The sequence below is a fragment of the Sorangium sp. So ce426 genome (assembly GCF_051475585.1).
Classification (GTDB): Bacteria; Myxococcota_A; Polyangia; order Polyangiales; family Polyangiaceae; genus Sorangium; species Sorangium cellulosum_B.
In genome coordinates this window covers 5,949,847-5,962,655 of sequence record NZ_CP150341.1, presented here as the reverse complement: position 1 = coordinate 5,962,655, position 12,809 = coordinate 5,949,847, and the positions used below count along the sequence as shown (strand labels likewise).

Annotated in this window: 9 protein-coding genes; 4 read left to right on the top strand and 5 right to left on the bottom strand. The window is 69.9% G+C overall.

Annotated elements, in window-relative coordinates; translation table 11 throughout:
• Nucleotides 1-323: 323 nt before the first annotated feature.
• Both WMF44_RS22110 and WMF44_RS22105 read left to right on the top strand, forming a co-directional pair.
• On the top strand, nucleotides 324-2,087 hold the full coding sequence (locus WMF44_RS22110; RefSeq protein ID WP_437301085.1) for a CotH kinase family protein: 1,764 nt from the start codon (nucleotides 324-326) through the stop codon (nucleotides 2,085-2,087).
• Between the two features lie 171 nt (nucleotides 2,088-2,258).
• Complete coding sequence (locus tag WMF44_RS22105) at nucleotides 2,259-3,569, top strand: serpin family protein (RefSeq protein WP_437301084.1); 1,311 nt, start codon at nucleotides 2,259-2,261, stop codon at nucleotides 3,567-3,569.
• Nucleotides 3,570-3,605: 36 nt separating this feature from the next.
• Here the strand turns inward: WMF44_RS22105 and WMF44_RS22100 are convergent, their stop codons facing one another.
• From WMF44_RS22100 to WMF44_RS22090, 3 genes are all read right to left on the bottom strand, one after another.
• A complete protein-coding gene (locus WMF44_RS22100) occupies nucleotides 3,606-4,997 on the bottom strand; it encodes an MATE family efflux transporter (RefSeq protein WP_437301083.1) in 1,392 nt (463 codons plus the stop codon).
• 69 nt (nucleotides 4,998-5,066) lie between these two features.
• Nucleotides 5,067-6,215, bottom strand: a complete 1,149-nt coding sequence (locus WMF44_RS22095) for a hypothetical protein (protein WP_437301082.1) — start codon at nucleotides 6,213-6,215, stop codon at nucleotides 5,067-5,069.
• Between the two features lie 106 nt (nucleotides 6,216-6,321).
• Nucleotides 6,322-6,711 (bottom strand): hypothetical protein, encoded by a 390-nt coding sequence (locus tag WMF44_RS22090; RefSeq protein ID WP_437301081.1) that lies wholly within the window; start codon nucleotides 6,709-6,711, stop codon nucleotides 6,322-6,324.
• A 453-nt stretch (nucleotides 6,712-7,164) separates the two neighbouring features.
• On the opposite strand from WMF44_RS22090, the gene WMF44_RS22085 reads away from it, so the two are divergent.
• Complete coding sequence (locus WMF44_RS22085; protein WP_437301080.1) at nucleotides 7,165-7,524, top strand: SLOG family protein; 360 nt, start codon at nucleotides 7,165-7,167, stop codon at nucleotides 7,522-7,524.
• A 309-nt stretch (nucleotides 7,525-7,833) separates the two neighbouring features.
• A complete protein-coding gene (locus tag WMF44_RS22080) occupies nucleotides 7,834-8,352 on the top strand; it encodes a hypothetical protein (protein WP_437301079.1) in 519 nt (172 codons plus the stop codon).
• Between the two features lie 111 nt (nucleotides 8,353-8,463).
• Here WMF44_RS22080 and WMF44_RS22075 read toward each other — a convergent pair whose 3' ends face one another.
• Together WMF44_RS22075 and WMF44_RS22070 are read right to left on the bottom strand one after the other, a co-directional pair.
• The gene (locus WMF44_RS22075; protein WP_437301078.1) at nucleotides 8,464-9,840 is read right to left on the bottom strand and encodes a DUF5939 domain-containing protein; all 1,377 of its coding nucleotides are present in this window, start codon (nucleotides 9,838-9,840) and stop codon (nucleotides 8,464-8,466) included.
• A 127-nt stretch (nucleotides 9,841-9,967) separates the two neighbouring features.
• A complete protein-coding gene (locus tag WMF44_RS22070) occupies nucleotides 9,968-12,715 on the bottom strand; it encodes a bifunctional acetate--CoA ligase family protein/GNAT family N-acetyltransferase (protein ID WP_437301077.1) in 2,748 nt (915 codons plus the stop codon).
• Between the last annotated feature and the right edge of the window lie 94 nt (nucleotides 12,716-12,809).

Below are 12,809 nucleotides of genomic sequence, written 5' to 3'. Positions count from 1 at the left end.
CTCGATAGCTCCCGCCGCCCTCCCGCGTCGATGTCGACCTGCCTTGCTCTCCTCGGGGAGCGGAGGGGCCTGCGCGATCGTCGCGGGAGGGCGCGCGGCGCGCCTGCGCCGCCCTCCTTCCACGCCATGCGGAAATCTACGCTGCATCATGAATGGAAAAATCATTTGTGATTGATGTGGAAAATTTCACCATGTCCCGGCCTGCGCCTCGGGCCGATCAGGCCGATGACGGCCTGCCGCACGCTTCTGGCGCGAGGTTTCGTCACACGATCGAAGCAGACTTGACATAAGATTGCCCCGAAACGCGAGCTGAGGAGCGATCGATGACCTTGAGAATTCTTCGTTGCCTGTTGCCTGTCGCCACGCTGGCGGCCGCGCCTCTCGTGGGCTGCGGCTCGTCCGACGACCCCGGCGCGACCGGGGCGGGCGGCGGCGCGAGCAGCAGCACCGGAGGGCAGGGCGCGGGCGGCGACGGCGCAGGCGGCGACGGCGAGGCGGGCGGCGTCCCCGCGGAGCCGCCGGATTACGCCGCCGCGTTCCCGCAGGACCGGGTTCCCCGCATCGACATCACCATCACGCCCGAGCAGTGGCAGCAGATGGTCGACGACATGACGGACATGGCCGGCGAGTTCGGCTCGCAGGGCGGCCCATTCACGCCGCCTCCGGAGTGGGTCACGGCCTGCGATGGTCTCGTGGCCGGCGACGCCTGCACGATAGACCTCTTCGGGGCCCCCGCCGAGGGAGCGTGCACGGAGCTCCCCGGCGGCCTGACCTGCCAGCCGACCCCGCAGGAGCCCGGGGAATTCGTGCCGCCCCCGGACTGGATCGCCGCCTGCGAGGGGCTGGCGGCGGACGCCGCCTGCACGATCGACATCTTCGGGACCGCCACCGAGGGGGCGTGCACCGACGTCGAGGGCGAGCTGACCTGCATGCCGCCCGGCCCCGGGGGCGGCGATCCGGGGCTCATCAGCAGCGTCGAGCTGCTCCCGCGCACGCCGGTCTACGTCGAGTGCGACGTCGCCACCGAGGATCGGCAGTGGAAGCACGTCGGCATCCGCTTCAAGGGCAACTCGAGCCTGCTCCTGCCCTGGAACGCGGGCAACTGGAAGCTGCCGCTGCGCCTCAACTTCGACCGATTCGAGGACGAGTATCCCGAGATCAAGAACCAGCGCTTCTACGGGTTCGACTCGATGTCGTTCGCGAGCGGGTACCTGGATCCCTCGCTCCTGCGCGAGAAGATCGGCACCGACATCTTCGCCAAGGCGGGGATCCCCGCGCCCGCGACCGCGTTCTACCGGGTCTTCATCGATCACGGGGAGGGGCCCGTCTATTTCGGGCTGTACACCGGCATCGAGCTGCCGTCGGACGAGTCGTTCCTCGACACCCATTTCGGCGGCCACAAGGGCAACCTCTACAAGCCAGATGGCACGGGCGCGCGGTGGGAGACGTGGGACCCCGACACCATCGTCAAGGAGAACAACGAGGACGACACCGATCGCTCGGACGCGCGGGCGCTGTTCGACGCGCTGCACGCCGACAGGACCGACGCCGCCGCCTGGCGCGCGGGGCTCGAGGCGCGCCTCGACGTCGACGGCTTCCTGCACTGGTTCGCGCTGAACGCGGTGATCGAGGACTGGGACGTGTACGGCCGCCTGCCGCACAACTACTATCTCTACGCGGACCCGAACAAGGGCGGGCAGTTCACGTGGATCCCCTGGGATCACACCTTCGCGTTCTCGGACGCCGACGCGGGCGTGACCATCGGGCTGACGGCGCTGCCCCTCTCGATGGCTGACGTGACCGAGCAATGGCCGCTCGTCCGCTACCTGCTCGACGATGCCGTCTATTTCGAGGTCTACCGCGGCTACGTGGCGCAGGCCGCCAGCAAGGAGTACGAGGCGGCCGCTTCCGAGGCGTGGTTCAAGGCGGCGCATGACCTGATCGCGCCGTACGTCGTCGGGCCGGAGGGCGAGATCGAGGGGCACACGCACCTCACGACGCCCGAGGACTTCAACAACGGACTCGCCACGCTGATCGCCCACGCCAACGGACGGACAGCGGAGGTCGCCCTCTACCTCGAGCAGTGAGGGTCGAGCCGTCTCCGCACAGGACGAAAGCATCCTGTGCCACGGTGGGCCAACCCTGTCCCTGCGATCGCGGGCGCCGCGCCGGTGGGTGTCGCCTCCGCGAGAGCGACCGTCTCCGCGGGGGTCGATGAGGCCGGGGCCCTTGGCACAAGCGCTGCTGTGCCGGGGCCCATGCGTTATCACCAAATTTCGTCAATCCTCATCCCTCTGTCCGTGCTCCTCGCGGGCTGCTCCTCCGGCGGCACCGGGGAGGACCCGGTGCCCTCGCCGTCCGGGTGCGGCGATCCGGAGACGCCGGGGTGCGTCGTCACCTCCGAGAAGCAGCGGATCCTCGACCCCTCGGTGCCCGACGCCGATCGCGAGGCGCTCGCCGACGGCAACACGGCGTTCGCGCTCGACCTCTACGGGAAGCTCGGCGGCGCGCCGGGCAACATGTTCTATTCGCCGCACAGCGTGTCGAGCGCGCTGGCGATGACGTACGCGGGCGCGCGCACGGAGACGGAGGCGGAGATGGCGAGCGCGCTGCGCTTCACGCTGCCCCAGGAGCGGCTGCACCCGGCGTTCAACGCGCTGGATCTGGCGCTCGAGAGCCGCGGCGAGGTCGCCGAGGGGCAGGACGGCGAGGGGTTCCAGCTCAACATCGCCAACGCGCTCTGGGGGCAGGTGGGCTATCCGTTCCTGCCCGCGTTCCTCGACGTGCTCGCGGAGAACTACGGGGCCGGGATGAACCTCGTCGACTTCGGCCAGACGAGCGAGGCCCGGGAGATCATCAACGGGTGGGTGGCAGAGCGCACCGAGGACCGGATCAAGGACCTCCTGCCGGAAGGCTCCATCAGCGGCGCGACCCGGCTCGTGCTGACGAACGCCATCTATTTCAACGCGGCGTGGAAGTTCCCCTTCAAGGAGGAGGACACGGCCCCGGGCGATTTCACGCTGGCGGACGGCTCCACGGTCTCCGTGCCGATGATGGCCGCCACGTCGGAGGTCCGCTACGGCGAGGGCGACGGCTACGCGGCGCTCGAGATGCCCTATGACGGCGACGAGCTCGCGATGGTGCTCGTGCTGCCGTCCGACATCGAGGCGTTCGAGGACGGCCTCGACGGCGCGCGCCTCGACGGCGTCCTCGGGTCGCTGGAGCCGCGGAACGTCACCATCGGGCTGCCGAAATTCAAGGTGGAGTCGACGTTCGACCTCGTCCCGCCGCTCATGGATCTGGGGATGACCGCCGCCTTCGGCGCGGCGGATTTCTCGGGGATCGACGGGCAGCGGAGCCTCTCCATCTCCGCCGTGGTCCACAAGGCGTTCGTCTCCGTGAACGAGGCGGGCACGGAGGCCGCGGCGGCGACCGCGGTGGCCCTCGACGAGAGCGGGCCGCCCGAGCCCGCGGCCATCCGCTTCGATCGCCCGTTCTTCTTCTTCATCCGGGACAACGCGACGAGCGCGATCCTGTTCGTGGGCCGCGTGGCCGACCCGTCGGCGTAGCGCCGCGAGGCCGCGCGTCCGGCGCGCGGGCGCGGATCACCCGGCGGTCGCCTCGCGCAGCGGGGCGCGCGCGTCCGCGCCCCGCCCGTCGAGCCTCCGGAACTCCCGGCCGACCAGGGGGATCACGAGCACGAAGATCGCGATGTCGATCGCGGCGTTCGCCCAGAACACCCCGCTCACCCCGGCGATCCTGGGCAAGAGCCACATCAGGGGGAGATAGAACACAAGCTGCCTCAGCAGGGCGAGCGCGCTCGCGAGCTTCGCCCGCTCCACGGAGGGGAAGAACGCCAGCGCCATGAAGACCCACGGCATGACGGGCAGGGCGAGGACGGAGATCCGGAAGTCGAGCAGCTGCTGCGCGGCGAAGTCGAACCCCGGCAGCATGGAGCCGAGCACGGCCTCCGGGGCCAGCATCATCGAGAGCCAGAACGGCAGGAGCAGGACGAGCCCGGCGATCGAGAACTGGCTGAAGGCCCGCTTCACCCTGCCGTAGCGCCCTGCCCCGTAGCTGATCCCCTCCACGGGCTGCAACGCCCGCATCAGGCCGAACAGCGGCGTCATCAGGAACATGGAGATGCGGTTGCAGGCGGCGAAGAAGGCGACGTCCTGCTCCGTGCCATGGGTCGACACCGCCCCATAGACCACGAGGTTCTGGACGACGCCCATGATGCACACGATCATCGCCGGCATGCCCAGAGAGACGATCTGCCGCCGGATCGACGGGTCGATGCGGATCGTGCGCCAGGCGGTGTCGAACGAGGCGCGGCCCCTCGCGTAGTACAGGAGCCCGACGGCCGAGTAGACGAGCATGGCCGCGTTGGTGGCCCAGGCCGCGCCCTGCACGCCCCAGCCGAACGTGTGGATGAACAGCGGCTTCAAGGCGACGTCCACCCCCAGGCCGAGGGAGATCATCCAGGCCGCCGTCTTCATCTTGCCTTCGCCGCGAACGGTCATGTTCACCGCGAGGCCGTGCACCCAGAACAGCGACCCGAGGGTCGTCGCCTGGAAGTACGCGGTGCCGTACGCGAGGATCTCCCCGCTGCCGCCCATCGCGCGCACGAGCGGCTCTGCGAACCAGTAAGCGAGCACGGCGTACGGCAAGCTGACGAGGAGCGACAGCCCGTTCACGCTCCCCAGGAGGCCGTGGAGCTTGCCCCGGTCGTCCGCGCCCATATAGATGCTCAGCGCCGTGCCGGCGCCGGTCCCGATCAGGCTGCCCAGTCCCAGCGTGATCTGCGACAGGGGATAGGCGATCCCCACGCCGGCCAGGGCGCTCTCGTTCATCAGCTGGCCCACGAACACGGCGTCCAGGAACGAGTTGAGCCCGTACAGGACCATGGCCAGCACGGCCGGCCACGAGAGCCGCCACATCACGGCCTTCAGGTCGCCTTCGAGGATGAACTGCTTGTGGGCGTCTCTATCGCTCATGGCACGGCCGGCGCCTGGTCGGGAAGAACGAACCGCGCCTCGGCCGTCGCCGATTCCGGCGTCGAGGCGTCATCTCGAAGGGCTGCGCGGCTTTCGCCGACGCGCCGGCCGCCGCCGCGAGGCCGCCCCGAGGCGCTTCTGGATCGCCGCCTGCGTCTCGCGAGGCAGCGTCGCGATGTACTCCGCGGACAACGCGCGGAGCACCGCGTCCGGCAGGGCGAGCACCGTCTGCGCCTCGGTGAGCCCAGCGAGCCGCTGCTCGGGGGCGAGCCCGGCGAGCCGCTGCTCGGGGGCGAGCCCGGCAAGCCGCTGCTCGGGGGCGAGCCCGGCGAGCCGCTGCTCGGGGGCGAGCCCGGCGAGCCGCTGCTCGGGGGCGAGCCCGGCGAGCCGCTGCTCGGGGGCGAGCCCGGCGAGCCGCTGCTCGGGGGCGAGCCCGGCGAGCCGCTGCTTGGGCGGCACCCGCGCGACGAGGCGCGTGAGCACCTTCTCGAAGCTCTCGACCACTCGCTTTTCGTCCTTCATGTGCCGCTTCCTCCGCCCCGGGAGCGGACGTCGAAGCTGCTCGACATGCTCCAGGAGCGCCCAGAACACCGCGATCTCCGTCGGGGAGAGCGCCGGGATCCCGCCGGGGTCGGCGACCATCCCAGGCGTCACAGTGTACAGCAGATGGTGGCCGTCGCGAGCGTTCGCCGGCACCGTCTCCACCACCCGCAGCGGAAAGACGCAGAGCCGACCCTCGTGTGTGCCCGGTCCCGTGGGTGTGAGCGCGCAGTCGAGCGACCTGAGCGCTTCGACGAAGCGCGGGGTCAGGCGGGGCGCGAGCACGCGGAGGGCGACGGAGGCGGGGTCCTCAATCTCTGCAACGACGAGGTACTGCAGCGCGTAAGCGAGGAGCATGCGGGCGTCGTCGCGTTCGAGCTCGTCTGTCGGCCCCTTGAAGTGCACGAGGGTGTGCTCGGCCAGCCCGCCCACGACGCTGGTGAGAAGGCTCGGCCTGGGTGGGGCGCCGCGCCGCCGGCGCCGAAGGATGACGAGGTCGACGCGGAGCGGCTCGCGCGCGAGCTGAAACTCCGAGATGCACTGATACCAGCCCGCGGGCAGCACGTGCTCGAGGAGCGCGACGAGCACCGGGTGCCACGCCGTGTAGACGCGGACGCGACGGCGCCCCTGCGGGGAGCGCGCCCCGCTCGTCGTCGCCGTTCGCGCGGCCTTCGCCATGCGGAGCAGCGTTACCACGACCGCCGCCGACAGGCGAGCTCGTGGCGTGAAGCGGTGACGCCGGCGGCGCAGCGCGCTGCCCCGCTATTCATGGCCACCAGCACAATTACGTGATGCCCGGAGTCGTCGTTTCAGTGAATGCATCCCAGGCCCGAATATAAGCGCGCGCATCGGGCCCCAGATGAGAGACGACGCGCGCAACGGCGGCAGGGGCATCGACGCTGCGGGCGCAAATGGCCTCCAGGAGTCCGGTCGCGACCGCATCTGACTCTGGGCCACTTCTTGACAGCGAACGCTCCACGAGCCGCGAAACCTCATCAAGCGTGGCGTCATCGAGGTCGGACTCGAGCTGGACAAGCGCGCGGCCGATGTGGCCGAAGACGACCGTCGCAGGGGCCGAATCGGGCTCCCAGTTGGCGACGACCTCAGACACCGCTTCCCGCAGCTTCGGGTGGCAGGCGGAAAAATCCTGGTACGGGTTGTGCGAGTCTGCCATCAACGTTCCCTTCCTTGGAGAGGGCTCCCCCTCGAATCACCTCTGGCGCGTGCGAGCAAAATATTGGCCGCTGAACGGCAGCACATCGTCGGCGAGGCCGAACGCGGGCAGGTCGACCGCATCGACGTCGACCTGCGCTCGCGGCGCGGAGCGCGACGCCCCCGGCGCAGGCGGGCCGGCGAGGAGCGGTGTGGATGCCTTCAAGACGCTCCCGGCCGGAGGGGGCGTCGTGCTCACCCCACGCGCGGCCTGCCCATGGGCACGGCGGCTTGGACTTCTCGATGCCATGCTCGTCGAGATGATAGGGCGGAATTTGCCGCGAGGACGCTCGGCGAGGCGGTCGCCCCACAGAGTGGGATGGTTCGGCGGGCGGGGGCCGCGCCGGGAGGGCCAGGCGGGGGTGTGTACATCCCGATGTTCCCGCTCCGCGCGCTTCGAGGGTAGGATAGCGGAATGACGCGTGTGATCGTCGCCGGCGCTGTGGCGTGGACCGACGTGGACGCGATCCGGCGCGAGCTGGCGAAGCTTCCGGCGGGGGCGACCGTGATCCACGGCGACTCGCCGGGCGCGGACGCCCTCGCCGGGCGCGTCGCAGCCGAGCTGGGGCTCGCCGTGGAGCCGATGGCGAAGAACAAGGCGGACTACGCGAAGTACAAGCGTGGCGCCTGGAAGGGGCTCAACGAGCGGATGCTGGCGAGCGGGGTAGCGCGGGTGCTCGTGTTTCATCCGGCGTTCGAAAAGAGCCGCGGGTCGGGACACCTCGCCGGGCTGGCGAAGGCGGCTGGTGTCGAGGTGAGCGTGTTCGCGGAGTGAGGGGCACGGGAGGCGCGCATGGCACGAGCGCAACGGATGCGAGGTTCTGGGACATGACGGCAGCTTGGCGACAGCACCCGAGGCTTGAGGGCCGCTTCCACGTCGACCACCCGGACGACCTGCAGGTCGTGGTTCACGATGGTGGGCCGCGGCTCACCGATCGCCGTGGCCGGACGACCCAACGGAACATCCGTCTCCGGGTAAAAAGTGGTGGCAATTCTGGAAGTGAACCATTGGATGATCCCGGATGGAACCGCCGGCGCTTCGCGCCGCGGCGCATCGGAGCGATGGGCAGACTGGAGCAGACTCATGGGCATCTACCTGTTCCGCGTAACCTGCACAGCTTGCGCGTTCGAGGGAATGCTGCGCGAGGGCCCTTCTGGAGCCTACTACCAGCTTCCTGATGGTGACAGCGCCGTCGCGAAGACGGCGCCCGCGTGGTGCACGGAATGCGCGACGGTCGTGGACGCCGAAGTTCTGCCGTCGCTCGACGATGCCAGGCGCGAGCTGGCTGAATTTGAACGTCAAGGTCCCGCCATACAAGCGTTTCTCGACGATGCCGCCGGCTTCCGTCATCCCATGCTGCTGCTGGAACACCACATCGCAGGTCTGCAGTCGACGCTGAAATGGCGAGCGCTCCGGCAGTCGCCGCCGCGCTGCCTCACGTGTACATCGCATCATTTTGCTTATCTCCCATGGAAGATTGGGAATGAGAATCAAGCCATGCAGCATCCATCGTGTCCCGGAATGCTGCAGTTTGCGATGCACGCTCATGCCACCCCGCGCGCCCGCGGGTACTCGGTGGAGGGGCACCCGCTCGCGTCGTGACGTGGGCAGAGGAGCTTGCGACGAGGCCCGGACGCGAGCGGCGGGACGGCGCGGAGCGCGCCGCTGGCCGTGCACAGTCAGCGGGTCCGGTGCGTCGGAGAGGCGCCCGCGTCAGCGCGCGGCCATGCCCGGAAAACCCGCCGAATGCACGGTGCGGGTCCCCTCGATCCCCTTCAGGTCGACGTGCGAGGCGCGCGGCGGCGTCCAGCCCTCATCGGTGAGCAGGCCGACGAGCTCGGCGTCGGCGGCGAGCGGCGCAGAGACGGTGAGCTCGCCGCCTGCAGAGACGCCGAGCAGGCGCGCCGCCGTGTTCACGGTGCGGCCGAAGTAGTCGAGGCGCTGGTTCAGGTTGACGAGCAACGCCGGGCCGCGGTGCATGCCCGCCCGGAGCACGAGGCGCTCACCCTCGATCCGGCCGGCGTTGCGGCCGAGCATGCCGCGCATGGCTGCGCTCAGCGCCGTCACCGCGGACCGCTCGTCAAGGAACGTGGCCATGACCGCGTCGCCGATCGTCTTGACCACGGCGCCGCCCTGCGCTTCGACGGCGCCGATCACGATGTCGAAGTGATCGCGCACCAGGTTGTACGCGGGGGCGTCGCCGATCCGCTCGTACAGCCGCGTGGAGCCGCACAGATCGGTGAAGACGACGAGGACCGATCGGACGGTCAGCCGCTCCCGCGCCGACAGCACCATGCCGCCGAAGTAGCGCCGGTACTCCGGCACGTGGAGCAGCTCGAGCCCGCTGAGCCGCCGCGGCAGGCTGGCCGGATCGAGCTCGTCCTTCAGGACATCGTGATGAACGATGAAGCCGCACTGCGGCCAGCCGACGTTGGTGAGCGCGATCTTGAGCGGGCCGGGCCGCACCACGAGCTCCGTCACGTCGAAGTGGGGTCCCGCGAGCTGCGAGATCGCGACGGCCTGCACCTCGTCCGTGGGCTCACCCTCGACGCGAAGGATGCCCTTGGCGCGGGTCAAGGGGCAGAAGTAGCGGTAGCGGCCGGCGGTGAGCACCTCGGTCGCCGCCACGGTCTCGCCGAGCGCGGCGGTCATGCCATAGCGGGGGTGGAGCGCCGAGGGCGGCTGGCAAACCGGAGGGAAGCCGAGGTCCTCGATGGACCGGCCGAGCGAGAACGTCACCTCGACGCGCGCCGAGATGTCGACGTCGAAGGAGTACTCGCACATCGGGCAGTACGAGACGGCGGCGGCCGTGGCGAGGTCGTCGATCGCCTCGGCCAGCATGTTGCAATGGCCGCAGTGGACGTCCCAGTGCATGTCGAAGAGGCCGGTCTGGGTGCCGTGCAGCAGGATGCGGATGACCGCGTGCGCGTCGAGCGCGGTGTCCGCCGCGACCACGTGGGGGTTGATACGGTAGCGACGGATGAGCGGCGCGTCGTGGAGCCATCGCTCGACCGCATCGATCTCGCCCGCGTTCGCGGGGTGCTGCTGCCTGAGCCGCTCGAACAGGGTCTTCAAACGGTGGGTATCCATGGCTGCTCCCCGAGCATGCGCATGTCTCGCAGGCGGCGGGAAGCGCCACGTGCGTGCCCGGCCGCGCCGCCCCCCACGTTTCCGCGGGTGCTCCAGCAGCGCGGCTATCGCACAGGACATATCGCGCCTACAGCGTCAGCTCCGCCCTCGCGGTCGAGTCGCCGATCTCGCGCGTCACCCGGAAGCCGAGCTTCTGCGCCACGCGCTGCATCTCCACGTTCTCGGCCAGGATGTCGGCGCTGATGCGGGAGAGCCCCTCGTCGCGGCCGATCTGGACGAGGAGGCCCAGCAGCCGGGAACCGAGCCCCTGCCGCTGGTGCTCGTCGCTGATCAGCAGGGCGAACTCCGCGTCGCGCGTGCCTGGCAGCTTGCTCAGCCGGCCGACGCCGATGATCTGCCGCTGCGCGCCGCCCGCGGGCGGCTTCTCGACGACCAGCGCCATCTCCCGGTCGTAGTCCGCGAAGCAGACGCGCGTCAGCCGCTCGTGCGCCGTGCGCAGATCGAGCTGCATCGGGTAGAAATACCGGAGCCGCACGGTCCGCTCGGACAGCTTCTTGTGGAACTCGACCATCTGCGGCTCGTCCTCGGGGCGGATGGGCCGAATCGTGAACGACGCCTGCCCGTCCCTGCTCTCGAGCTCCGTCACATACTGCGTGGGATACTCGCGGATCGCCGATCTGGGGAGCGCGGACTCCGGCGTGTCCGGCGCGTGCAGGACGACGCGGGCGTCGAGGGCGATGGCCCCCTCCGCGCTCACGGAGAGCGGGTTGATGTCGATCTCGCTTATCCATCGCTGCTCGATCACGAGCTGCGAGAACCTCACGAGCAGGTGCTCGAGCATCGTGAGGTCCACCGGCTTGCGGCCGCGCACGCCCTCGAGCGCGCGGTAGATCCTCGTCTGCTCCATCATGCGCCGCGCCAGCGTCGCGTTGAGCGGCGGCAGGCCGAGCGAGCGGTCCTTGAAGATCTCGACGAGCTGCCCGCCGGCCCCGAACAGGAGCACCGGGCCGAACTGCGGATCGATCGAGCTGCCGAGGATGATCTCGTAGGCGTCCTTCAGCGAGATCATCGGCTGGACCGTCACGCCCTGGAAGTGCTGCGCGCCGGCCCGCCGCGAGACGCTCTCCTGGATCTCCTCGAACGCCCGGCGCACGGCGTCGTCGTCGCGCAGGTCGAGCTTCACGCCGCCCACGTCGGTCTTGTGGGTGATCGTCGCGCTGTACAGCTTGAGGACGGCCGGATACCCCATCTCCCGGGCCGTGGCCACGGCCTCGTCCGCGCTCCTCGCGACGGCCGTCGGCACCGTCGGGAGGCCGTACGCCGCCATGAGCTGCTTCGACTCCACCTCATCGAGGAGCGTCCGCCCCGACGCGCGGACGCTGGCGATGATCTCCCTGGCCCTCTCGCGATCGACGTTCAACGCCCGCTCGTCCGTGCTCGGCGTCTCGTACAGGGCGCGGAGGGCGTACGCGTAACGGAACATCGAGCAGAACGCGCGAGCGGCGGTGTCGGGGTACTCGAACGTAGGGACCCCGGCGCGGTTCAAGATGGCTTTGCCCGCCTCCACCTCCACGCCGCCCATCCAGCTGGCGAGGACCGGCTTGCCCTCGACGTGCGCGTGCTTGCGCAGCGCCTCGGCGGTCTGGGTCGGCTCGGTCATGTCCTGCGGCGTGAGGATGACGAGCACGCCGTCGTTGTTCGGGTCCTTCGCGCAGATCTCCAGGGCCTTCGCGTAGCGATCGGCGCCGGCGTCGCCGAGCACGTCGACCGGGTTGTTCCGGCTCCACGCGGCGGGGAGGAAGCCGCTCAGCTCGCCGAGGATCTCCGGCGAGAGCGGCGCCAGCTCGCCGCCGTTCGCGACGAGCGCGTCCGTCGCCAGCACGCCCGGGCCGCCGGCGTTGGTGACGATGCACAGCCGGTTGCCGCGGGGCCGGGGCTGCTTGGCGAGCGTCTCGGCCATGGAGAACAGGTCCGCGATGTCGTTCACGCGCAGCACGCCCACGCGCCGGAACGCCGCGTCGAGCACCTCGTCCGAGCCGGTGAGCGAGCCGGTATGCGAGGCGGCCGCCTTCGCCGCCGCCTCGCTGCGGCCTGGCTTGATCACGATGATCGGCTTGGTGAGCGCCACCTCGCGGGCGGCTGACAGGAACGCTCGCGCGTCGCGCGGATCGCCGATCGACTCCATGTAGATGAGGATGCTGCTCGTCTTGGGGTCGTTGCCGAGGTGGTCGATCAGGTCGCCCCAGCCGACGTCGAGCATCGAGCCGACGCTGACGAACGCGCTGAAGCCGACTTGCTCCTGGAGGCTCCAGTCGAGCACGGCCGTGCAGAGCGCGCCGGACTGGCTGATGAACGCGACCTTGCCCGGCCGCGCCTGCCCCTTCGCGAACGTCGCGTTGAGCCCGCCTATCGGGTTCATGACGCCCAGGCAGTTCGGGCCGATGATGCGCATCTTCCCGCGGGCGCGCTCCCTGATCTGCCGCTCGAGCTCTGCGCCCGGGGGGCCCATCTCCTTGAATCCCGCCGAGATGATGATCGCGCCGGGGACGCCGGCGTCCACGCACTCGCCGATGAGGCCCGGCACGCTCGCGGCGGGCGTGACGAGGACCGCGAGATCCACCTTCGCCGGCACGGCCGCGATGCTCGGATAGGCCTTGATGCCGAGGACGCTCTGCCGCTTCGGGTTCACCGGATAGACGGTGCCGCCGAACGGGTTGCTGATGAGGTTCCAGAGGAGCGTGCGGCCGACGGCGCCGCTGTTCTCGGTCGCGCCGATGACCGCGACGTTCCGCGGCCTGAAGATGGGGTCGAGGCTCTGGGGCTCCTGACGAAGGACATCGTGGGCACGGTCGGTCATGGGTACGGAGTCAGCCATGAAGCTCCTCGAGGGTTGACGGGCGGACGCACCAGGGGCCATTGCGCGGGAACGACGATGGCCGTCGTGCCACACGGCCGGCCTTGGTGCATGG